Annotated in this window: 22 protein-coding genes; 20 read left to right on the top strand and 2 right to left on the bottom strand. The window is 37.6% G+C overall.

All coding sequences use genetic code 11. The annotated features are described in order from the left end of the window. Positions 1–13: 13 nt before the first annotated feature. Both rsmD and coaD read left to right on the top strand, forming a co-directional pair. Positions 14–589: a 16S rRNA (guanine(966)-N(2))-methyltransferase RsmD gene (gene rsmD / locus Q0371_RS13475; protein WP_169358963.1), complete on the top strand. Its 576-nt coding sequence runs from the start codon at positions 14–16 to the stop codon at positions 587–589. Beyond that, the gene (gene coaD / locus Q0371_RS13480; protein ID WP_169358964.1) at positions 582–1,070 is read left to right on the top strand and encodes a pantetheine-phosphate adenylyltransferase; all 489 of its coding nucleotides are present in this window, start codon (positions 582–584) and stop codon (positions 1,068–1,070) included. The genes rsmD and coaD overlap by 8 nt, the downstream gene beginning before the upstream one ends. Positions 1,071–1,159: 89 nt before the next feature. Here coaD and Q0371_RS13485 read toward each other — a convergent pair whose 3' ends face one another. Then, positions 1,160–2,038, bottom strand: coding sequence for a hypothetical protein (locus Q0371_RS13485; RefSeq protein WP_298471930.1), 879 nt, complete (start codon positions 2,036–2,038; stop codon positions 1,160–1,162). A gap of 202 nt (positions 2,039–2,240) precedes the next feature. On the opposite strand from Q0371_RS13485, the gene Q0371_RS13490 reads away from it, so the two are divergent. Next, positions 2,241–3,287 (top strand): SepM family pheromone-processing serine protease, encoded by a 1,047-nt coding sequence (locus tag Q0371_RS13490; RefSeq protein WP_298471932.1) that lies wholly within the window; start codon positions 2,241–2,243, stop codon positions 3,285–3,287. On the opposite strand, the gene Q0371_RS13495 is transcribed toward Q0371_RS13490, so the two are convergent. Beyond that, positions 3,288–4,502 (bottom strand): nucleotidyltransferase, encoded by a 1,215-nt coding sequence (locus Q0371_RS13495; RefSeq protein ID WP_298471934.1) that lies wholly within the window; start codon positions 4,500–4,502, stop codon positions 3,288–3,290. 201 nt (positions 4,503–4,703) lie between these two features. Between Q0371_RS13495 and Q0371_RS13500 the strand changes: the two genes are divergently transcribed. From Q0371_RS13500 to murD, 17 genes are all read left to right on the top strand, one after another. Next, a complete protein-coding gene (locus Q0371_RS13500) occupies positions 4,704–5,243 on the top strand; it encodes a YceD family protein (protein ID WP_298471936.1) in 540 nt (179 codons plus the stop codon). A gap of 24 nt (positions 5,244–5,267) precedes the next feature. Continuing rightward, entirely contained in the window at positions 5,268–5,441 is a 174-nt protein-coding gene (gene rpmF / locus Q0371_RS13505) for a 50S ribosomal protein L32 (protein ID WP_144537945.1), read from the top strand. 88 nt (positions 5,442–5,529) lie between these two features. Continuing rightward, entirely contained in the window at positions 5,530–6,291 is a 762-nt protein-coding gene (locus Q0371_RS13510; protein ID WP_169358969.1) for an enoyl-CoA hydratase/isomerase family protein, read from the top strand. A 59-nt stretch (positions 6,292–6,350) separates the two neighbouring features. Beyond that, on the top strand, positions 6,351–6,752 hold the full coding sequence (locus Q0371_RS13515) for a hypothetical protein (RefSeq protein ID WP_169358970.1): 402 nt from the start codon (positions 6,351–6,353) through the stop codon (positions 6,750–6,752). A 225-nt stretch (positions 6,753–6,977) separates the two neighbouring features. Beyond that, the gene (locus Q0371_RS13520) at positions 6,978–8,339 is read left to right on the top strand and encodes a biotin carboxylase N-terminal domain-containing protein (protein ID WP_298471941.1); all 1,362 of its coding nucleotides are present in this window, start codon (positions 6,978–6,980) and stop codon (positions 8,337–8,339) included. Next, positions 8,336–8,548, top strand: a complete 213-nt coding sequence (locus Q0371_RS13525) for an acetyl-CoA carboxylase biotin carboxyl carrier protein subunit (protein WP_169358972.1) — start codon at positions 8,336–8,338, stop codon at positions 8,546–8,548. Before Q0371_RS13520 ends, Q0371_RS13525 begins: the two co-directional genes overlap by 4 nt. A 199-nt stretch (positions 8,549–8,747) precedes the next feature. Further along, entirely contained in the window at positions 8,748–10,289 is a 1,542-nt protein-coding gene (locus tag Q0371_RS13530) for an acyl-CoA carboxylase subunit beta (protein ID WP_298471944.1), read from the top strand. Between the two features lie 519 nt (positions 10,290–10,808). After that, on the top strand, positions 10,809–11,684 hold the full coding sequence (locus Q0371_RS13535; RefSeq protein WP_298471946.1) for a 2-dehydropantoate 2-reductase: 876 nt from the start codon (positions 10,809–10,811) through the stop codon (positions 11,682–11,684). A gap of 1 nt (position 11,685) precedes the next feature. Further along, positions 11,686–12,063 carry a DUF3397 domain-containing protein gene (locus Q0371_RS13540; protein WP_251552967.1) on the top strand — a complete coding sequence of 126 codons (378 nt, stop codon included), beginning with the start codon at positions 11,686–11,688 and terminating at the stop codon, positions 12,061–12,063. 66 nt (positions 12,064–12,129) lie between these two features. Beyond that, on the top strand, positions 12,130–13,746 hold the full coding sequence (bshC, locus tag Q0371_RS13545; RefSeq protein WP_298471948.1) for a bacillithiol biosynthesis cysteine-adding enzyme BshC: 1,617 nt from the start codon (positions 12,130–12,132) through the stop codon (positions 13,744–13,746). 461 nt (positions 13,747–14,207) lie between these two features. Continuing rightward, entirely contained in the window at positions 14,208–14,639 is a 432-nt protein-coding gene (mraZ, locus tag Q0371_RS13550) for a division/cell wall cluster transcriptional repressor MraZ (RefSeq protein ID WP_169358978.1), read from the top strand. 17 nt (positions 14,640–14,656) lie between these two features. Further along, complete coding sequence (gene rsmH / locus Q0371_RS13555) at positions 14,657–15,607, top strand: 16S rRNA (cytosine(1402)-N(4))-methyltransferase RsmH (protein ID WP_298471949.1); 951 nt, start codon at positions 14,657–14,659, stop codon at positions 15,605–15,607. After that, positions 15,608–15,979 (top strand): cell division protein FtsL, encoded by a 372-nt coding sequence (ftsL, locus tag Q0371_RS13560; RefSeq protein ID WP_169358980.1) that lies wholly within the window; start codon positions 15,608–15,610, stop codon positions 15,977–15,979. It abuts the gene before it with no gap. Positions 15,980–16,014: 35 nt separating this feature from the next. Next, complete coding sequence (locus Q0371_RS13565) at positions 16,015–18,177, top strand: penicillin-binding transpeptidase domain-containing protein (protein ID WP_298471952.1); 2,163 nt, start codon at positions 16,015–16,017, stop codon at positions 18,175–18,177. A 102-nt stretch (positions 18,178–18,279) separates the two neighbouring features. Next, on the top strand, positions 18,280–20,145 hold the full coding sequence (locus tag Q0371_RS13570) for a penicillin-binding transpeptidase domain-containing protein (RefSeq protein WP_298471953.1): 1,866 nt from the start codon (positions 18,280–18,282) through the stop codon (positions 20,143–20,145). 53 nt (positions 20,146–20,198) lie between these two features. Beyond that, positions 20,199–21,170 carry a phospho-N-acetylmuramoyl-pentapeptide-transferase gene (gene mraY, locus Q0371_RS13575; RefSeq protein WP_169358983.1) on the top strand — a complete coding sequence of 324 codons (972 nt, stop codon included), beginning with the start codon at positions 20,199–20,201 and terminating at the stop codon, positions 21,168–21,170. 1 nt (position 21,171) lies between these two features. Next, the gene (murD, locus tag Q0371_RS13580) at positions 21,172–22,530 is read left to right on the top strand and encodes a UDP-N-acetylmuramoyl-L-alanine--D-glutamate ligase (protein ID WP_169358984.1); all 1,359 of its coding nucleotides are present in this window, start codon (positions 21,172–21,174) and stop codon (positions 22,528–22,530) included. Positions 22,531–22,561 lie beyond the last annotated feature (31 nt).

Below are 22,561 nucleotides of genomic sequence, written 5' to 3' on the forward strand. Positions count from 1 at the left end.
TGGGAGAAATAGTATGAGAGTTATTTCAGGAACTAGAAAAGGATTACCATTGAAGGCAGTACCAGGAACTAATACAAGACCTACTACAGATAAGGTGAAAGAGTCTATTTTTAATATGATTGGGCCGTACTTTAATGGCGGAACGGCTGTGGACTTATTTGCAGGCAGTGGTGGACTAGGGATTGAGTCTTTAAGTAGAGGTATAGAAACATGTATTTTTATTGAAAAAGATTATAAAGCGATTCAAACCATTAACGAAAATCTAAAAAAATGTCGCTTAGAAGATGCAAGCGAGATATACAAAATAGATGCATCTCGTGCAGTAAAGGCATTTGAAAAAAGAGCGCTGAGTATAGAGCTATTATTCGTTGATCCTCCCTATAGTAAAACTCCTTTTTATAATCTGGTTGGGGAGATAGTGGAAAAGGGTCTAATGTCTGAAACAGGAACAATCGTCTGTGAGCATGAAAAGATGGTGGATCTACCGGATGCTTATGGAGAGTTCCAGCTTTCGCGCAGAGAAAATTATGGTGGGACGGTTATTTCCATTTATCGTTACCAAGAAGAAGAGGGGAAATCACATGAGTAAAATGGCAGTTGTTCCAGGAAGTTTCGATCCAATCACTTATGGACATCTTGATATTATTACTCGAGGAGCTTCTATTTTTTCAGAGGTTTATGTAGTTGTTTTAAATAACTCCTCTAAAAATCCTCTATTTTCTGTAGAAGAACGAGTAAAGCTTATTCAGGAAGTAACTGCCCACTTGCCCAATGTAAAGGTAGAAACCTTCTCAGGTTTACTTATGGACTATGCTCAGAACGTAGGAGCAAGTGCAATCATTAGAGGTCTTAGAGCAGTCTCTGACTTTGAATATGAGATGCAAATCACCTCTATGAATCGAGTTTTGAATGATGAAATCGAAACATTTTTTATCATGACCAAAAATCAATATTCATTTTTAAGCTCTAGTATAGTAAAAGAAGTTGCTAAGTACGGAGGCAACATTGGAGAGCTAGTACCACCACAAGTGGAAATAGCGCTTAAAGAAAAATATAAGCATCAACCATAACCTTGCCCTCGGGCAAGGTATTTTTTTGCCTCCGATCAATAAATGACAGAAGTGTTACTGGTGCCTGGCACCAGTAACACTTCTGTCATTTAGCCAAGTATGAAAAATAGTGGAATGATGAGCATGTTGAGCAAACGGAACATGAGGTATTTCCGAATGGGTATGCCTGCTTTTTGAGCAAGAACAATTATTTGCATATGAATACTTAAACCGCTAAAAGCAATAATAAGAGCAATGATAAAAGGAAGGTAGTAGGATCCTGATAGTATTTGTCCGGCAAGGCTAATCCCACCCGTCATTTCAAAAAGTGAGGATACAAAAACTAGGACAGTTGGTGAAATAGTTGGGATGATTTCTTTTAAAGATTCAAATACGATATAGCTAATTGTAGTAAAGAAGATAACGGTCGTCCCAATAAGTAAAAGGATTTGATAGGTTTCTTTTATGCTCTCTTGGAAGGGAGAGGTGTTAGCTTCTTTTTTGTATGTATTCATTTGAATAGGCTTGGAGAAAATAATGAATACTAGTAGGAAAATAAGGTTGACTACATGAATGATGATTAATAATTTAAGCCCCGCTATTTCTGCATTAAATATTTCAATTCCCACAAATCCAATCACAAACATTGGGCTAGGTGCGTGGCAAATAGCTAATAGCCAGCTTGCATTCCGGGCGTTTAAGGTGCCTATCTCCTTTAAGGAGGATATAATGGCTGCTCCACTAGGGAAGCCCCCAAGAGCTGTCAGGAGGTAAATATTAAAATAAAGTTTAAATTTGTTACTGGTAGTTAAAAATTTTTTCTGAGTGCGAATAAACATTTGAGTGATCACCAAATAAGGTAATAGGTAAGGCATGAGAGATGTAGTGAAGATGCGCATCCCTTCTAATGCACCTTTATGTGAAACTCCAGGCTGTAAAAATAAGAGAATAATAAGTGCCCAACTGCCAACTGTAACAATAATATGCATTTTGCGTCATTCCTTATCTCTTAAAGGAAAATATTTTTTCCTCAAAGCGTAGTTTTTGTAAGATTTCTTTCTTGAACAGAGTTATTCATTCTTTTAAATATTCCAGAGTTAGCAATATTTTCTTAATATGTTTTGTCAGTCAAAATTGGAAGTGATAAACTTATATTTATATTTAATTATTTATGAAAGAGAGGGATAACTTATGAAGAAGATAAAACCAATAGTCCTTCTTTTTATTGTTGTAATTATTTTGGCATTAGGCTTCTATCCAATGGAATCCTACATTTCAAGACCAGGCGGAGCTTATGAGCTTTCTCCATTGGTACATGTTGAAAATGGAGATGAGGATGACGAGGGTACATTAAGTCTTCTAACTATTGCTCTATCAAAGGCGACTCCTCTCACGTATGCGTACGCGAAAGTAACAGATAGTCAAAAGATTTATCCTGCCGATCAAATTCGCCAAGAGGACGAAGATGAGGAGGAATATAATGTACGTCAATTAAAGCTTATGTCTGATTCTCAGTTTAATGCTATTACGGTGGCTTTTGATCGAGCGAAAAAACCATACACCGTTATTAATCACGGAATATTTATTTTTAATGTAGTGGATGGAGGGGGCGCTCACAATATTCTAAAACCAGGAGACAAAATTTTAGAAATGGATGATTTGTCTGATCTGACGGGAGACGTGATTGCTAAGTACTTAGTAGATAAAAAAGAGGGCGATACCGTTCGTTTAAAGGTCGAGCGGGAAGAAAAGGTGCTTACTAAAGAGGTAACCCTTAAATCGGTCCCAGGGGTCCTTGAAAAGGCTGGTATTGGTATTTCCTATACTGAAAACAAGGTAGTAGAAACCACCCCGTCTGTAGAGATTAAATCCGACGATATTGGAGGTCCATCGGCAGGTCTAATGTTTACCCTTGAGTTATTAAACCAATTGCTTCCAGAGGACATAACAAAAGGCTACGATATTGCAGGGACTGGTGAAATGCTACAAGATGGTACTGTTGGAAGGATAGGCGGAATTGACTTAAAAGTAATTGCTGCAGATAAAAAAGGTCTAGATTTCATGTTTGCACCCGACGATGATATATCTGAAGAAATTGTTGCTAAAAACCCAGATCTTACCTCTAACTATGAGGAAGCTTTAAAAACGGCAAAAAAAATTGGCACAAAGATGAAAATTGTGCCAGTGAAAACCATTGACGATGCAATGGAATATTTAGATAACCTAGAACCTAAATGATTAAATTCTAATTGGTATCTTTCTAAATTCGCTCCCAACCATGGATGAACCAAATTTAGTTTGAAGTCCTAAATAATATAGATTTGCGGCTTTAATATCAAGCTGCAGTAGTATATTATCCTTGCTTGCAGCCACCCTACTAACTAGAGGGAGCTGCAAGTCTTTTTTTATGAATTGGAGGTAGGTCTGTCCTTTTTGACTCATTGCAAGTGGTCGGATATAGGTAGGGTACTCAATAGCTCTTAAATCTTCCCATGTAAATGCATTATAAATATGGGTCAACATTCTTTGTATTCTTGTCCAGGTAAATCGTTTGGATTTTATTTGCTCCATAAATGGGAAGAAACTGTCATGCTTTGCAGCAGCGTTCCAAATAGCATTTTCAATGCCTTCCGTCACCTCTGCATACTTTGCAATGCTATGTTTATCCTGGCGCAAAATAATTAGGCGCAAAATAGGATAAAAACGCTCCCAGCTACCGAAGCTTTCTGCCTGGTCAATCCATTTGGTTAGACCCATAAGACTTGTGTCGGGTAAATATGGATGAATTTTAGAAAGCTCTTTTTCTTCGAAGAGCACCTTTCTAATTCCAGTAGCGCTCGCAATCGATTCTGTTTTTTTAGCATCATCGTGATAGTTAGCCACAATGCGTTGAATTGTAGTTGGCTTGATGGATGAATTTATTTGACGTGCAGCCTCCATGTAATGGTAGCCTAAGATGTTATTCGGTTTAGACAAATCCACTAGAGGTTCAGTTGCTTCATTTGCCAATACATGATATGCCTCGTTCAGTGCTTTTGGATAACTAATCCCTTTTTTTATAAATTGGGAGATAGCCTCGTTATATTCATTCTTTTTAGAGGTTAACAACTTAACTGTATGATTAAAAGACTCTATTGACCCTTCCTCACTTCCAAAACAAAAGCTGTCGCATTTTAATGCATCCAATAAAAAAATAGCTCCCTTAGCAAAATCACTTGCCTGTGCAGTTGCAAATGCATATGGTAACTCTATAACTAAATCGACACCAGCATCTACTGCCATTTTAGCTCTAGTCCATTTATCTACAAGCGCTGGCTCTCCACGCTGCAAGAAGTTGCCGGACATGACAGCGATTGAAAGTTCGCTATCCGTCTGTTTAATGGACTGTTGTAAATGGTGTAGATGACCATTATGAAATGGATTGTATTCTACAACAATTCCTGTGGCTTTCATTATAATTAATCCCCCTTAAATTTTCTGATCTTCTAGCTGGTAGTCTTTGCTATCCTTGTTTTGTCTGTTAAATCTGGACCAATCTTAAATACTTTCCTTACTGAAAGTATAATGTTAAAATAAAGTAGTGACAAGAAATTATCTTGACATCTAAAACTAAGCATTATATAATCAACTTTGTTGTCTTGAGGTGATAATCGTATGAAATGGGCAATTAGTCAGCTTTCTAAATATCGTGAGAATGGTCTAGATATAGATGAATTCGTGGAACTCGAAAATGTGAAGAAGCGAAATCAAGACGTTCGAAAGATTTCACCCGTTCATGTAAAAGGGCACTGCACATTTGGTGCAGCGCAAATGACTTGTCATTTTCAGCTTTCTGGAGTTTTAACCTTACCATGTGCACGCACTTGGGAAGATGTAGAATTTCCATTTGAGATTCATTCGGATGAAGTATTCACCTGGTCCGACACTGCACTCGCTTCTGCTAAAGCGTATGATAATTATCATATCGTAGAAGGGGATGTCATTGATGTCGATCCTGTTCTGGAAGAATTAATTCTTTTAGAAATACCATTGCAAGTGTATAAAGAAGGTGCAGACCAATTTAAACACGAGGGTGGGACAGGTTGGAGCTTTACTACTGATGAAGATCTTAAAGAATTGCAAGAAGATGACCAACCAAAATTGGATCCAAGACTTGCTGATTTAGCTAAGTATTTTGATCAAACAGACGAATAATAGATCTGTAAGGAGGTGCCACCAATGGCAGTACCAGCTAGAAGAACTTCTAAAACTGTAAAAAGAAAACGTCGTACACATTTTAAATTATCCGTACCTGGTATGGTTGCTTGTTCAAATTGTGGTGAAATGAAATTGGCTCACCGAGTTTGTAAATCATGCGGTCAATACAAAGGGAAAGAAGTAGTGAGCAAATAATACAGTATTTGTTCCTTAAAAGGCTACCAAAGAGACCATGGCTCTTCGGTAGCCTTTTTCTCTATATTCATTTTAGGAGGTACATACGTTGGCTTACACAATAAAAGAACAGGATAACATCCTAATATTTGAGATTGATCGACCTGACATACATAATGCTATTAACTTTGATGTTTTGGCTGGATTTAGGCAGCTTGTGACCGAGGTTAATTCAAATAAAGAAATTAAGCTTGTAGTAATCACAGGAGCAGGAGATAAGTCTTTCTGTTCAGGAGGAGATTTATCGGTTTTTCATGAGCTAAAAACGGCGGAGGAATCTTACGCAATGCTAAGCGAGGTAGCTAAAGAACTTTACAAGGTAGCTACTCTCGAGGTACCAACAATAGCTTTAATTAATGGGACCGCAGTTGGTGGGGGATGTGAAATAGCCACATTATGCGATTTCCGACTTGTCAAAAAGGAAGCAAAATGTGGTTTTATCCAAGGTAAACTTGCTATTACCAGTGGCTGGGGTGGAGGAACATACCTTTTTGAAAAGGGTATGAGGTATGATAAAGCGCTAAAGATGTTAACAGAAGCCACACCTTATCATTCATCGGAGCTATTAGAAATGGGTTGGGCTACCGAAGTGTTTGAGGGTGATAAAGTGATTGCTCTACAAGACTTCATCTCCAAAATGATTCTTCCCCATTCGACAGTTTTGAAGGCCTACAAAAAACAGATCATACGAAAATGGGAGCAATCTAAATTATTTGAGAGAATAATGGAAGAAGTGAAAGAATGCTCTATACTTTGGGAAGCTGATGTACACCATGAGGCAGTGAATTCTTTTTTATCAAAAAAGAAATAAAATAGAGTCTATTTATACCCACTTTGCATATATTAATAAAAAAGCAAAGGGTGATTAATGTGAATGTTAAATTGAGAAAAGATAGCTGGACCCTCGACGAAGACAATCTACTAAAAGAGATAGTACTAAAGAAAATCGAACAAGGCCACACCCAAATCTCAGGGTTTCAGGAAGCCAGCGTGTTGTTAGGACGGTCCAAACAAGCTTGTGCATTTAGATGGAATAAAAATCTTCGCCCACAACTTTTCCCAAAAGAGGATTCCCCGAAGGTAGAAAGTTTCAAGGAGACTGTAAACGATTCCACTTCCCTTCAAAACCATTTGCAACTTGCCATGCAAAGTTATGATGAAATGAAAAATTCCTATGATGAAATAGCTAATGCATATAATTTACTAAAAAGAGATTACGAGGTACTAGTGAACTGGGCCAAACAAGGTGTTCAACACATAGAAAGAAATTAGCAAGGAAGTCTCTAAAAAATAGAGACTTTTTTTAATGGAAAATAATTTTATATCAGAATCGTTACAGGTGCCTGGCACCTGTAACGATTTTGTAATTTTTTGTTGGTTATTTGGCCCTAGGTTATGTAGATGATTTTAATCAATTATTATGTGAAAGTTGAATTCACTTTCAACTTTCGTATAGACTAATAGTGGGGAGAATATTTTGACAAAGGGGAGATACATATGAAAAAGCTGTTAATAGCAAATCGGGGAGAAATAGCACGACGGATTATTAAGACATGTAAACGATTAAATATTGAAACTGTGGCAATTTATAGTGAAGCGGACGAACAGCTTCCTTATGTAAGAGAGGCGGATTATGCTTTTCTTATTGGGCCGAGTCAGGTGCAACAGTCTTATTTAAAGGCTGATGACATAATTGAGCTTGCTATACGAGAAGGTGTAGATGCAATTCATCCAGGCTATGGTTTTTTGTCAGAAAATGCAGAGTTTGCTAGAAAAGCAGAGGCGGCTGGAATTACGTTTATTGGCCCTAAAGCGGAAACGATTGAAAAGATGGGAGATAAAATTGAATCCCGTATAACAATGATTCATGCAAACGTGCCTGTGGTACCGGGAACTGAGGATGGGCTTAATTCGTTGGACGAGGCACTTCACGCAGCTAAACAGATTGGCTACCCAATTATGCTTAAGGCAAGCGCGGGCGGAGGTGGCATCGGCATGATTAAATGTGACGATGAAGCAACCCTTACCAAGCACTTTGAATCGATTAAAACTAGAGCCAAATCCTATTTTGGTAGTGATATCGTCTTTCTAGAAAAATTTATTGAAGACTCTCGCCACATTGAAGTACAAATCTTTGGGGATACAAAAGGAAACATCGTGCATTTGTTCGAACGTAATTGTTCTGTACAAAGAAGAAATCAAAAGGTTCTTGAAGAATCTCCATCTCCTAACTTCCCAGAAGAAGCCAAGAAGAAGCTGTTTGAGGCGGCAGTTAATGCGGCAAAGGCGGTCGATTATGTGAATGCTGGCACGGTGGAATTTATCGTAGACCAAAATCATCAATTTTACTTTTTAGAGATGAATACCCGTTTACAGGTAGAGCATCCAGTAACAGAAGCGGTAACAGGCTTTGATTTAGTAGAATGGCAGCTAAAGGTTGCGCAAGGTGAGGAGTTGCCGGTTAAGGAGCAAGACAAAATTACAACTAATGGGCACGCGTTTGAATTTAGAATTTACGCAGAGGATCCAAAAACGTTTTTCCCTTCTCCAGGAACAATATCTACTCTTACATGGGGAAATGATTCGGATGTACGAATAGATGCAGGGTATGAAGAAGGAAATAAGGTGACTCCTTTTTATGATCCAATGATTTCCAAAGTAATTATACATGCAGAAAACAGAAGATTAGCAATAGAGAAAGCACAAAAATTATTTTCTTCTGCTAAAATAGAAGGTGTAAGAACTAATATTTCACTATTTGACCAGTTTTTACATGACAGTACTTTTGAAAGTGGAGTATATTCAACATCCGTTTTAGGGGAATGGATGGACAAACAAAGGGAGGAAATTTCAAAATGAAAAATTTAGAATCAACTATGGCAGGTACAGTATTTACGGTTAACGTTGCAGTGGGGGACGAAGTGCAAGAAGGCCAAGTGGTTATGGTACTTGAATCGATGAAAATGGAAATTCCTGTAGAATCTAATGTCGCAGGTAAAGTTCTAGAAATAAAGGCTCAAGTTGGAGACTTCGTAAATGAGGGAGACGTATTAGTAACGTTCGAATAAAAACACCTCCAATACCAAAAATGTAAGTTGCGTATTTAAAATTCTATTAGAACATTAAGTAGGTTTAACGAATCGTTCAATAAATGTATCTATTAATTAAAATAATTGTTTATTTTATTCTATCAAGCAATTGTATCAGTCGGAGTGTGCCCTACATACAGGGCTCGGCTGCTGCTACTTGAAACGGGGGTTTTACAAAGTGGGAGAAACAAAGGGGTATAACGATAAGTTAGAAGAAAAATTATCATCTATTTATGCAGGTGGACATTCAAAGTATCATGAGAAAATGAAGGAGCAGGGGAAGCTGTTTGTTCGTGATCGTTTAAACCTGTTATTTGATAATGGGGAATACGTAGAAGACGGTCGATTTGCAAATGTAGAAGCAGGTGACTTACCTGCTGATGGTGTTGTTACTGCAACTGGAAAAGTAAATGGACAAACAGTTTGCGTAATGGCAAATGACTCTACAGTAAAAGCTGGATCATGGGGATTTAGAACAGTTGAAAAAATAATTCGAATCCAAGAAATTGCTGAAAAAAATCGTGTGCCACTATTGTATTTAGTAGACTCTGCTGGGGCACGTATTACAGACCAATTAGCAATGTTCCCTAATCGTCGAGGAGCTGGTAGAATTTTTCACAATCAAGTGAGATTATCCGGTTTTATTCCTCAAATATGTTTGTTATTTGGACCATCAGCTGCAGGAGGGGCGTACATACCGGCATTTTGTGATGTTGTATTTATGGTGGAAGGAAATGCCTCGATGTACCTTGGATCTCCACGTATGGCTGAAAAAGTAATTGGAGAAAAGGTGACCTTAGAGGAAATGGGGGGCGCGCGCATGCACTGTACAGTTAGTGGAGTCGGCGACGTGCTTGTTTCCTCGGAAGAAGAAGCTATAGAAGAAGCGAAGAAGTATTTAAGCTACTTCCCTGCCAATTACACCGAAAAGCCAAAAACGGTTGAATCGAAACAAACCAAAGAAGGTAGAACGTTAGAGGAAATTATTCCTGAAAACCAAAACGCACCTTTCGATATGTATGAAGCAATTGATGCATTAATCGATGAAGGTACTTTCTTTGATATAAAAAAACTGTTTGCTCCTGAGCTAATAACAGGATTTGCTCGAATTGAAGGGAAACCGGTAGGAATCATAGCGAACCAACCGAAGGCAAAAGGTGGAGTCCTGTTCGTAGATTCTGCAGACAAGGCTGCTAAGTTCATTTCTCTTTGTGATGCTTTCTCCATTCCATTATTATTCTTAGCAGATGTTCCGGGCTTCATGATAGGGACAAAAGTGGAAAGGGCAGGAATTATCCGCCATGGAGCTAAGCTTATCGCTGCTATGAGCTCAGCAACTGTACCAAAGCTTTCTGTTATTGTACGAAAAGCTTATGGCGCAGGTCTTTACGCTATGGCTGGACCAGCTTTTGAACCTGATGTGTGTATCGCACTTCCTACCGCTCAAATTGCTGTTATGGGACCTGAGGCAGCGGTAAACGCTGTATATTCCAATAAGATTGAAGCAATCGAGGATCCAAAAGAACGATTGAAATTCGTTCAAGAAAAGCATGCAGAATATAAGGAAGAAATAGATATTTATAAGCTGGCATCTGAAATGATTATCGATGAAATTGTGAAGCCGAGCGATCTGCGTAACGAGCTTGCTAATCGTTTGAGATACTATGAAGACAAAGAAATTGCAATTGCACCTCGAAAACACCCAGTCCTTCCTGTATAATATTTTTAAACTTAGGTCTACCTTAGAGGTAGGCCTTTTTAAAAATAAGCTTTGTTAAAGTTATTGGTTGATTTTGACTAACAATTCTTTTTTATAGTGACTGTAAACATAAACAAAGGAACTTTCAAATGGCTATTAAGAACATAAATAGATGATGAAATTGGGGTTGGTGACAGTTTTTCAGCTTTGTTTATGCGAGTAAATATTTTAGCAATCGATAAGCTGTCGCCGTTTATTGATTGGAGCGCCAGACGGCGACTCCTACGGGATGAGTGAGACAGATAAGACATCACAACCACGCGCGTAAGCGATGGGTGATGGCTTATCGCTCACCCCGAGGAAAGCGTCCGGCTGGGGCGAAAAATCAATTCTACTCTCTGATCTAGATTTCTTTGCATCATAAATCAGCCCTAACCTTTAACATAGCCTGAAAATACGACCTAATATAACGTTTGGTGGACGACCTCCCTGGATGGTAGATTATTCCCCCATATAATATTTTGTAGGAGGTGAAGAAGTATGCGAATAGGAATTATAGGAGCTGGAGCAGTCGGTATGCTATTTGGCGCCTATTTATCTAAAGCAGGTCATGACATATCCTTTTTAGTAAGGAATAAGAGCTTAAAAGAACTATACATAAAAACAAATGACATTACGGAACGAATTGAATGTCAGATAGTCAATTCTATAGAAGCACTACATCCAATGGATATAATTATTGTGGCAGTTAAGTATCACGATCTCTCTTCATTAAAAAATAATTTAGATTCCTTACCAAAAGAAACTCCTCTACTGTTTATACAAAATGGTCTACTACATTTACAGTTTATCGATACTTTAAAACAATCGAATATATTATTAGGTTCTGTTTTGCACGGAGCGACCAAAATAAATCGGGAAACGGTACAACACTTAGGAATTGGAACGACTTCAATTGGATTTTATAAAGGAAAGTGGCAGCGTCTTGAACAGCTACTGAGATCTAAGTCAGAGCAATTCCCATTTCAACTTACTGAAAATATTAGACAAATCTTGTTTAAAAAAGCATTACTTAATTGCTTGATAAATCCCTTAACTACCATTGCTCGTGTACAGAATGGTGAACTAATTAAAAATGAATCATATAAAAAAATATTGCGAAGCCTGTATGAGGAAATTATAGAAGCCTTTGAAGATTGGAACGACTTATTGGCATGGGAAGAAGTTGTGTCGCTTTGCCAAAATACAGAGTATAACTACTCATCCATGCTTAAGGATTTTCAGAGCAATCGCGTAATGGAAGTCGATACTATAGTAGGGGCTATCCTAGCGGAAGCAGAGAGTCGTAAAAAGTCATTGCCCATTCTAAATACTTTTTATTTATTATTAAAAGAAATGAATAAAGTAGGTGATTGATATGATCAGCCTTGTTTCTATCATTGTATTAGTTCCAGCAATTCTATTTATCATTTCTTTTGTGATTGCCAAATATGCGTTTCGCAAAAGAAAAAAATCTATTGGTATAGCTGCAGATATTACTACGTTTTTGTTATTCTTTTCAGTTTCTCATGTGTTTAATGTTATTTTTGGAAAAGAAATAGGATTTATTATTATTATTTTTGCTATTTTTATTGCAACTATTATGACCATTCTAGAATGGAGAATGAAAAAAGAGATAGAAATAAAGCCTCTGCTTCGGAAAGTGTGGAGATTGTTTTTCATCCTACTCTGCTTCATGTACGCTCTTTTATGGATAATCGGAGTAATCCGATATGTTTTAAAGTATATAAGCTAATAATTTTCATCTCTTTCTGATGAAATGATATACTCTAAAAGGATTATATTAAAGAGGTGGAAAATCGTGCGATTAGAGCAATACACACAACCATTTGTTTCCCCATTCTATAAAGCATATTTAGAGGACTCTGCAAGTCTTTCCTCTTTTTTTCATTATGAATGGAACCAAGAGGATTTAAATAAAAGACTTCAAGAGACCGATTACTCAAAACATAAAAGAGTTGAGCTGGCTGGCGTTATTACTAGCTATATGGACCAGTTTGGTATTTCTGAGAAAAGTAGAAAACATATAGAGGAATTAAAAGATAACGGCGTGGTTGTAATTGGTGGACAGCAGGCAGGCATATTGACCGGTCCTATGTATTCCATCCATAAAGCCATTTCAGTGATCGTTCTTGCGAAACGTCAAAGAGAAATACAAGGTATACCGGTAATTCCTGTATTTTGGATAGCAGGTGAAGATCATGATATCGATGAAATCAACCATGTTTACATAGAGAAAAGCAGAAAGCTCCAAAAACTCGTTTTCCCCGAAAGATCGAAGTTAAAGAAAATTGCTTCAGAGACAACATTTACGAAAGAAACGATGCTAGCCTATTTAGAAGAGATTTTCAAAAGCTTGCCTGAAACATCCCATACGAAAAAATTATACTCAAAGTTCACTCATTTTGTAGAGGAACATTCCAACTTCACTACGTTTTTTTCGGCAATTATGAACGAATTATTTTACGAAGAAGGACTGCTTATGGTTGATGCAGCCTATCAGCCTCTTCGCCAGTTGGAATCTGACTATTTTGTTCAAATGATTGAACAGTCCTCGGATTTGGCAAGTTTAGTATTCCAAAAGGAACAACAGCTTGACCAACTAGGGTATGGGTCTCCAATTCAAGCGAAAGAAACAGCTGCTAATTTGTTTTATGTAGAGGATGGCGAACGTTTTCTTCTAGAAAGAGAGAGCAATTCTTTTGTGCATGAAGCTAAGGGAATATCTTTCACCAAAGAAGAGCTTATTGCGATTGCTAAAGATCAACCTGAGAAACTTAGTAATAACGTTGTTACACGACCATTAATGCAAGAAATGGTTTTTCCGGTATTAAGTTTTATTGGTGGCCCAGGCGAGATAGCTTATTGGGCTACATTAAAAGATGCCTTCCAATTATTTAATATGAAAATGCCGGTTATCACGCCGCGACTTAGCATATCTTTAGTCACTCCTAAGGTGCAATCGCTACTAGATAAGCTGGAATTCTCGATTCCTGATGTTTGGAGTGGAGAGGTCGAGCTTTCAAAAGCTAGGATGATTGAGGAAAATCAAAATAAGGATGTCTCCTTGTTCATCCAGTCAATTAAAGATGATTTAGCAAGTAAGTATGAAGAACTTGATCAATTACTAAAACGAAATGATATTAAGCTTACATCTTTAGTAGAAAAAAACTTGGATTTTCATACGAAGCAGCTTACCTTCATTGAGAATGCAGTAGAGGATACTATTTTAACCAAGCTAGATTCTTCTATTTATCGTTATGACCAATTAATCATTCAGCTTATGCCTAATGGTGGTCTACAGGAAAGAACTTACTCTCCTATTCAATTACTAAATGAAAAAGGACAGGACCTCCTTGTAGAATTACTTCAGGTTCCATATGAATTTAATGGTAAGCATCATGTAGTGTCTATATAATGTATCTTGCTCCTCTCCCTTAATGTGAGAGGAGTTTTTCGTTTCTAATAAGAGAAGCATTATTTGTATTGAATTTGATGAAAGGGAAATAATTAAGTCATTTTTTATAATCTATTGGATGTAAATTATGACTTGTAAAATCATATTAAAAATCGAAAAACAAGAGATTTTAAGATGTATTTGTTTTTTTGTTAATTTTCTCTTCTTTAGAAATATTAAATGTTGTTTATCTATTACATCGATTGTTAGTTAAATTTAATACAAATTTAATGAAATATAGGTTTAAGCTTCAGAATAATGGGTAGCTCTTTTTTCTCCTAAACCCTTGTCATATTTGCTCTAAATGTGTTTTAACAAGTACTAATTACGCATTTTCAAATTTTCTCCACTAATTTACGAAAAAATTGTGGAGGAAAGTGGGGGGATGTGGTATGTTATTGACATAAAGTGGGGTGAGTAGCATGTTCATGGGCGAATACCAGCATAACGTCGATCCTAAAGGGAGAATAATCATACCTTCTAAATTTAGAGAGCATTTGGAGGATTGTTTTGTTTTAACTCGTGGTCTTGATAATTGCTTATTTGGTTATCCTATGAATGAATGGCGAAAGCTCGAAGAAAAATTAAAAGAACTACCTGTAACTAAAAAAGATGCACGAGCATTTACTCGTTTTTTCTTTTCTGGTGCTACAGAAGTAGAAATTGATAAGCAAGGCCGAATCAATATACCAAGTAATCTTAGAGCATATGCAAAAATGGACAAGGAGTGTATTGTTCTTGGGGTGTCCAACCGTCTGGAAATATGGGCGAAGGAAGCCTGGGAAACATACTTTGAAGACTCTGAGGATTCATTTAACGACATTGCGGAGAATATGATCGGCTTTGATATATAAGAAATGGAGGGAAGAGCTTGTTTCATCATACAACAGTACTACTCCACGAGACGGTAGATGGGCTAGCTATTCGTCCCGATGGAATTTATGTTGACTGCACACTAGGTGGTGCCGGTCACAGCGAATACTTAATCAAACAGCTTAATGAAAATGGTAGGTTAATCTGCTTCGATCAGGATATGACAGCTATCGAAAATGCAAAAGTAAAGTTAGCTCCTTACTTGGACCAAGTCACTTTTGTTCACTCCAATTTTCGATATTTAAAAAAATCCTTAAATGATTTAGGGATTGAAAAGGTTGATGGGATTTTATATGACTTAGGCGTTTCCTCGCCTCAGCTAGATACCCCTGAACGTGGTTTTAGCTATAACTACGATGCTCCTCTTGATATGCGGATGGATCAAACAAGTGAATTAACAGCTTTCCATGTTATCAATGAATGGCCTTATGAAAAGTTAGTGAAAATCTTTTTCCGTTATGGAGAAGAGAAATTTTCCAAGCAGATTGCAAGGAAAATAGAGCAGGCAAGGGAAACTGCACCTATCGAAACTACTTTCCAGTTAGTTGAGTTAATCAAAGCAGGAATTCCGGCTGCAGCAAGAAGGACAGGCGGGCATCCAGCCAAGCGTATTTTTCAAGCTGTCCGAATAGCAGTAAACGATGAGCTGGGAGCAGCTGAGGATTCACTCGAAGATGCAATACAGCTTATAAAGGTGGGGGGACGAGTTAGCGTTATTACTTTCCATTCTTTAGAAGATAGGCTGACAAAGACTATTTTTAAGGAGGCGTCCTCATTACCAGAGTTGCCGCCAAACTTACCAGTTATCCCGGCTGGAATGGAACCTATGCTGAAGTTAATAACTAGGAAGCCAATCTTACCTTCGAAAGAAGAGCTAGAAGTAAATAACCGTTCAAGATCTGCCAAGCTGCGCATTGTGGAAAAACTAATCGAAAAGGGAAGTGTTTAAATGGCTTTACGTAACTATCAGTCAGAGACATACATAGCTAGGCCTTCTTTTCCAGAGCAACCACCACAGCCAAAGAAGCCGGCAAAAATAAAGAGTAAAATACTATCTAAAGGTGAAAAGTTTTTATTTGTAGGATTATTGATCGTTGTAACTGTGCTTTCGTTAATGATTGTTCAAACTCAAACAGACGTTAGAGCAACTACGAAAGAGATTTCTTTACTTGAACAACAAATAGATACTACTTCAAAAGAAAATACTGACTTGTCCATACAAGTACGTGAATTATCTACCTATGATCGAATTTGGAAAAAGGCAGAGGAACTCGGCTTGAAACTAAATGAGCAAAACGTAAAGGTAGTACCAGGACAATGAATAAAAAATTTCGTTTTCAATGGGGAGCCTTTCTAATGTTTTTACTTTATGGAGGGCTCTTTTTTGTATTGCTAAGCCGCTTTGTATTTATTCAGGTTACAGGTACAGCAGAAGGGGAAGTTTTAGCTTCAAAAGCAGACGATAAGTATGGACGTGTTCAAGAAATACCAGCAAATCGAGGCAATATTGTAGATCGTAATGGCGAGGTAATTGCAGAAGATACCTTAAGCTATAAGATGATTGCAATTACGAGAGCAGAGGTTTCAGGTAATAGTAAAGTCCCTCGACATGTTGTGGATCCAGAGGATACTGCTAGAATACTTGCAGAATATATTGATATGTCAGAGCAAGAGATTCTAGAGATATTAAATAAAGGTATTGAAAAGGACAAGTATCAAGTCGAGTTTGGCAAAGCTGGAAGAGATATTAGTCATAAAAAAATGTTAGAGATTAAGAGTTTAGAACTTCTTGGAATTCAGTTTAGCCAAGATTTAAAAAGGTTATATCCTAATGGGACATTTGCATCTCATTTAATAGGATTTGCTCTCAAGGAAGAGAACAAGGATGGGGAAGCCATTGCAGTGGGGAAAATGGGACTGGAGTACATTTATGATAAAAAGCTTACTGGAGTGCCAGGTAAAGTGGAATATCATAGCGATACAAAAGGCTTTTTACTTCCTAATGCAAGCAAGATGGTCACAGAAGCACAAGATGGCTATGACATTCACTTGACGCTCGACAAAACAATAGAAAACTTTTTAGAAGATGCTATGAATAAAGCAGAAGAAAAGTATAATCCTGAAAAAATGACAGCCATTGTTGCAAATGCTAAAACAGGTGAGATATTAGCAATGGCTCAACGACCGACATTCGAACCGAATACGAGAGAAGGACTTTCGACCAATTGGTTGAATGAAGCCATTGAGCAAACGATAGAACCGGGTTCTACGATGAAAATCTTTACTTTAGCATCTGCTATTGAAGAGGGTGTTTGGAATCCAAATGATCAATTTAAATCGGGCTCCTACAAAGTGTATGATCGTACCATAAGAGATCATAATGTAGTTGGTTGGGGAACTATTTCTTACCTAGAAGGATTCCAAAGATCTTCTAACGTTTCCATGGCCTTTTTACTAAATAAAATAGGTGACGAAACCTTTATAGAATATATTCGTCGTTTTGGTTTTGGGCAGCCCACTGGTATAGACCTTCCAAATGAGGCAAGTGGTATCGTAAATGATAGATATCCTATTAACAGAGTTACTACGACTTATGGGCAAGGGGTAACGGTCACACCTATTCAATTAGTCCAAGGAATGACTGCTATTGCAAATGAAGGAACTATGTACCAGCCTTATGTTATTGATAAAATTGTTAATCCTAATACAGGAGAGATTGTCGATGACAATGAACCAGTAGAAAAGAAATCTCCTATTTCAGCAAGCACTGCTAATCAGGTAAAGGAAATTCTGGCAAGCACTGTTACATCGGAGCATGGGACGGCCCAACGCTTTAAATTGAATGGATATACTTCTGCAGGGAAGACTGGTACTGCTCAAATTCCAAAAGGGGATGGAAGCTACTTTTGGGGAAGACAGCTATTCCTCTATTCCTTTTTAGGGATGGCTCCTGTAGAGGATCCTCAATTAATCGTGTATGTTGCTGTTCAGAAACCGAAGATAAAAGATACAGAGGTTGGTTCTCAGCCAGTATCTGAAATATTTAATTCTGTCACTGAAAATAGCTTGAAATATTTAAATATAGAACCAGAAAACCTTGAATTATCTAAACCGATAAAAATGCCTGATTTAATTGGTAAAAATGTGTTAGACAGCCAAATGGCGTTAGAAACTCAAGGATTAAAAACTGTTATAATTGGACAGTTGGATCAGGTGTTAGAGCAATATCCTAAGGCAGGCACCTCTGTTATTTCTCAAGGAACTGCTTTTATAAAAGGGAGTGGGGAAATAGTACTTCCGAACTTTGCAGGATGGTCAAAAAGAAATCTTATGATTTATAAGTCACTTTCTGGGTTGCCAATAGAAATAATAGGAGATGGCTTTGTGTCGAAGCAAAGTTTAACAGCTGGCTCAGTGGTGACTAGTGATTCACCGATTGTAGTTCAATTGTCGAGTCCAAAGGAAATTGCTGAAAACAGCGTAGAGGAAGAAGAATTGGAAGAACTACCGCAAGACTAGAAGAGTGCTAGAATAGTTAAGGACGTTTTCTCATAAGCTATCTAAAACGGACATAAAGGAGAAAACGTAATATCTAAACTTAAACAAGTTATTCGGCTACGGATGATATGGGTTATTACGCTGCTGTTGTTTCTGGCGGTAGCGGGAAAGCTTATTCAGCTTCAGTTTTTTCAGTTCAGTGAATTGACTACTAAAGCTAAGGAAAGCTGGGACCGAGAGCTGCCTTATGCTTCTGAAAGGGGCAATATTCTTGATCGAAATGGGGAGGTAATAGTTGGTAACAGACTATCTCCTACCCTTTTCTATATGCCTTCCCAAAATAAAGAACCAGAGAAGGTTGCAAAAGAAATTGCACCATTGTTAGAAGTGGAAGAGAGTAAGCTATACGAACAGATTAACAAGAGAGCTTATCTTGTTAAAATTGCTCCAGCAGGGAAGAACATTACGTCTGACTTAGCTATGCAGATTCAAGATAAAAATGTAAAGGGTCTGTATGCTGGTATTGACTATGTCAGAGATTACCCGCATGGTAAAATGCTTTCGAGATTGTTAGGCTTTACCGGATATGATGCCCAGGGGCTTGCTGGAATCGAATATCAATACGATTCTGTCTTGAAGGGCAAAGAATCAGCCATTCGAATGTTTACTGATGCTAAAGGCATTCCACTTCCACATGTGGATGACAGTTGGAAAAATGGACAAAATGGTAACCATGTCCAATTAACAATCGATATGAAAATTCAATCCGTAGTAGAGAGAGAATTGTCACAAGCAATGGATAAATATGAGGCAACGCAAGGCATTGCAATCGTAATGAATCCTAATAATGGAGAGATACTAGCACTAGCTTCGGCTCCAAATTTTGACCCTTCTTCTTATCAAGAAGTTGATTCTACTATTTACAATCGTAACTTACCAGTTTGGATGACATTCGAACCTGGATCCACGTTTAAAATTATTACGCTTAGCGCAGCACTCGAAGAAAATGTTGTTAACTTAGATAATGACCATTTTCATGATGCTGGTTACACAATTGTAGAAGGAGCAAGACTGCGATGCTGGAAACGACAAGGGCATGGTAGCCAAACGTTTCTGGAAGTTGTAGAAAATTCCTGTAACCCGGGATTTATAGAATTAGGCAGGAGAGTTGGACCTGACAAGCTTTCAGAGTACATAAAGAAGTTTGGATTTGGTCAATCCACAGGTTCTGGAATGGCTGGAGAATCTTCGGGCATTCTATTTAGTAAAGATGCTTATGGGCCAGTTGAACATGCAACCACTTCATTTGGCCAAGGTATTTCTGTCACACCGATTCAACAAGTTCAAGCAGTAGCAGCGGCTATTAACGGCGGCTATTTGTATAAGCCTTATATTGTTAAGAACATTGTGGATGGAGAAACAAATAAAATTCTATCTACAGCAGAACCAGAAATGAAAACGCAAGTAGTATCAGAAGCAACTTCTCAAAAAGTACGTGAGGCACTTGAACACGTGGTTGCTCATGGTTCCGGTAGAAACGCCTATAGAGACCAATTACGGATAGGTGGAAAAACTGGGACTGCACAAAAGGTTCAGAACGGCCGATATATGGATGGAGAGTACATTGTTTCTTTCATCGGCTTTGCTCCTGCGGATAAACCAGAACTTATAGTATATGTAGCAATTGATAATCCAAAGCATAGTACTCAGTTTGGTGGAGTAATTGCCGCACCAATAGTAGGTCAAATTATTGAAGATTCACTTGAGGTTACCGGTGGAGGTAAACAATTAGAGAAAGATTATAGATGGGGAGATGTTCAAACTGTCCGCGTCCCAAATCTTGTAGGAACTAAAAGAAAAGAAATTACATCGTACATGTATCCGTTTCAAATTGTTTGGCACGGCGATGGAGATGAAATCTTAACTCAATTACCGAAAGAAAACAGTCTTATTCCGTTAGATGGGACTATACATGTTTACACAAAATAAAAATAACTATAGTACATTCATGATTAGTTGTGCGTATTTAAGGAGATTTTTTTATGACATTGTCTACAACGTTAATTACACTTATTGCTAGTTTTTTAGTATCTGTTATACTTGCCCCGATTATTATCCCCTATTTAAGAAGGATGAAATTTGGGCAAAGTATAAGAGAAGAGGGGCCAGAATCCCATCAGAAAAAAGCTGGAACACCTACCATGGGTGGTTTAATATTTTTAACCTCAATCATTGTGACAACACTTGCTATTTCGTTTATATTTGACAAGCTTACGACACAGTCAATCGTATTGTTGTTAGTATTAGTGGGCTTTGGGTTAATTGGGTTCTTGGATGATTTTATAAAAGTAGTTTTAAAGAGAAATTTAGGTTTAACTTCTCTACAAAAACTAATCGGACAAATAATTATTGCGATTATTGCCTTTTTCTTGTTAAAGCTAGGTCCATTTGATACTTCAATTTCCATTCCATGGACTGATATTACGCTTTCTCTAGGTCAGTTCTATGTTGCCTTTTTAGTGTTTTGGCTAGTTGGCTTCTCCAATGCAGTAAACCTATCAGATGGGTTAGATGGTCTTGTATCTGGTACAGCATCAGTATCCTTCGCTACTTTTGGAGTGCTTGCTTTAATATACGAACAAACGGATATTGCAATTTTTGCCTTTAGTGTTGCTGGAGCCTTGTTAGGTTTTCTATTGTTCAATAAAAATCCCGCTCAAGTTTTTATGGGAGACACTGGATCACTAGCTTTAGGTGGAGCACTAGCTATGGTTTCAATTCTTGTTCAACAAGAAGTGCTTCTATTGATCGTTGGGATTATCTTTGTAATAGAAACATTATCGGTTATATTACAGGTCATTAGCTTCAAAACTACTGGTAAGAGAATATTTAAAATGAGTCCGATTCACCATCATTTTGAACTTTCTGGCTGGAGTGAACGTAAAGTTGTCACCGTATTTTGGGCTATTAACTTTGCGGCAGCAATGTTTGTAGTGATTATGGAGGTTATGTAAATTGAAACAGCTACCTTTTGTATATCATAAAAAAATACTTGTTTTAGGCTTAGCCAAAAGCGGTACAGTTGCTGCTGAGCTCTTGCATGACTTAGGAGCATTTGTCACAGTTAATGATTCCAAGCCATTTGAGCAAAATGAAAATGCTCAATATCTTTTGACCAAAGGATTGACAGTCATTTGCGGTAGTCATCCAGAAGACTTGCTGGATGAAGGGTTTAATCTAATCGTAAAAAATCCTGGAATTCCTTATACGAATAGTGTAGTTGCAGAAGCTATTAAAAGAGGTATTCCTGTATGGACAGAAGTAGAGCTTGCGTATCGTATTAGTGATGCTCCCATGATTGGAATTACGGGGTCAAATGGTAAAACTACTACAACGACTCTTATATACGAAATGTTGAATCATGCTTCTAAGCAACCATTGATTGCGGGTAATATAGGAACTGTTGCCTCTGGGGTCGCAGAAAAGGCGACTGCAGACAATACAATTGTTATGGAGTTGTCCTCCTTTCAGTTGATGGGAACTGAACAATTAAAACCTAAAATTTCAGTTTTAATGAATTTATATGAGGCTCACTTGGACTATCATAAAGATTATCAAGAATATACAGACGCAAAATTTAATATTACCAAAATGCAGGATGAAAATGATTGGTTTGTCTATAATGCAGAGCAACAGTTAGTTCAAGATTATGCTGATAAAAGCCAAGCACAAAAGGTTCCTTTTTATGTTAGCAAAAAGACAGCTAATGGTATAAGTGCCGACGATCAATTTGTATATTGGAATGGTGAACAACTTTTTGAACGCTCCCTTATTGCACTACGAGGTAAGCATAACTTGGAAAATGTATTAGCTGCAACTGCTGTAGCTATTTTGTCAGACTGCTCGTTAGAGAGTATTAAATTTGTATTACAAACCTTCCAAGGTGTAAGGCATCGCACTCAGTTTGTGTTAGAGTCAGATGGACGTAAGTTCTACAATGATTCTAAAGCTACGAATACGCTGGCTACCAAAAGTGCGTTAGAAGGGTTTACTGAGCCTGTCGTGTGGATAGCGGGTGGAGTCGATCGAGGACATTCGTTTGATCAGCTTATTCCTTATTTACCTAATGTGAGAGCACTTGTACACTATGGTGAAACAGCGGAAAGACTTCAGAAATTTGGAGAAGAGAACCATATACCCTTCGTGAAAAGAGTCTCTAATTTAGAGGAAGCCACCCGTTTAGCTGTGGAGGTATCAGAAAAAGGAGACATTATTCTTCTTTCTCCCGCTTGTGCAAGCTGGGATCAATATGAGAGCTTTGAAATTCGAGGGGATGAATTCATCAAGGTTGTTGAATCTTTAACGAATAATTGAAAGGATGAAATAATCGAAAGATAAACGTAAG

It is taken from the genome of uncultured Psychrobacillus sp. (assembly GCF_938022135.1).
Lineage (GTDB): Bacteria > Bacillota > Bacilli > Bacillales_A > Planococcaceae > Psychrobacillus.

Coding starts and splice junctions, on each gene's coding strand:
- rsmD (WP_169358963.1), top strand. CDS start 14: ATGAGAGTTATTTCAGGAACTAGAAAAGGATTACCATTGAAGGCAGTA.
- coaD (WP_169358964.1), top strand. CDS start 582: ATGAGTAAAATGGCAGTTGTTCCAGGAAGTTTCGATCCAATCACTTAT.
- Q0371_RS13485 (WP_298471930.1), bottom strand. CDS start 2,038: ATGCATATTATTGTTACAGTTGGCAGTTGGGCACTTATTATTCTCTTA.
- Q0371_RS13490 (WP_298471932.1), top strand. CDS start 2,241: ATGAAGAAGATAAAACCAATAGTCCTTCTTTTTATTGTTGTAATTATT.
- Q0371_RS13495 (WP_298471934.1), bottom strand. CDS start 4,502: ATGAAAGCCACAGGAATTGTTGTAGAATACAATCCATTTCATAATGGT.
- Q0371_RS13500 (WP_298471936.1), top strand. CDS start 4,704: ATGAAATGGGCAATTAGTCAGCTTTCTAAATATCGTGAGAATGGTCTA.
- rpmF (WP_144537945.1), top strand. CDS start 5,268: ATGGCAGTACCAGCTAGAAGAACTTCTAAAACTGTAAAAAGAAAACGT.
- Q0371_RS13520 (WP_298471941.1), top strand. CDS start 6,978: ATGAAAAAGCTGTTAATAGCAAATCGGGGAGAAATAGCACGACGGATT.
- Q0371_RS13525 (WP_169358972.1), top strand. CDS start 8,336: ATGAAAAATTTAGAATCAACTATGGCAGGTACAGTATTTACGGTTAAC.
- Q0371_RS13535 (WP_298471946.1), top strand. CDS start 10,809: ATGCGAATAGGAATTATAGGAGCTGGAGCAGTCGGTATGCTATTTGGC.
- Q0371_RS13540 (WP_251552967.1), top strand. CDS start 11,686: ATGATCAGCCTTGTTTCTATCATTGTATTAGTTCCAGCAATTCTATTT.
- mraZ (WP_169358978.1), top strand. CDS start 14,208: ATGTTCATGGGCGAATACCAGCATAACGTCGATCCTAAAGGGAGAATA.
- ftsL (WP_169358980.1), top strand. CDS start 15,608: ATGGCTTTACGTAACTATCAGTCAGAGACATACATAGCTAGGCCTTCT.
- Q0371_RS13565 (WP_298471952.1), top strand. CDS start 16,015: ATGTTTTTACTTTATGGAGGGCTCTTTTTTGTATTGCTAAGCCGCTTT.
- Q0371_RS13570 (WP_298471953.1), top strand. CDS start 18,280: ATGATATGGGTTATTACGCTGCTGTTGTTTCTGGCGGTAGCGGGAAAG.
- mraY (WP_169358983.1), top strand. CDS start 20,199: ATGACATTGTCTACAACGTTAATTACACTTATTGCTAGTTTTTTAGTA.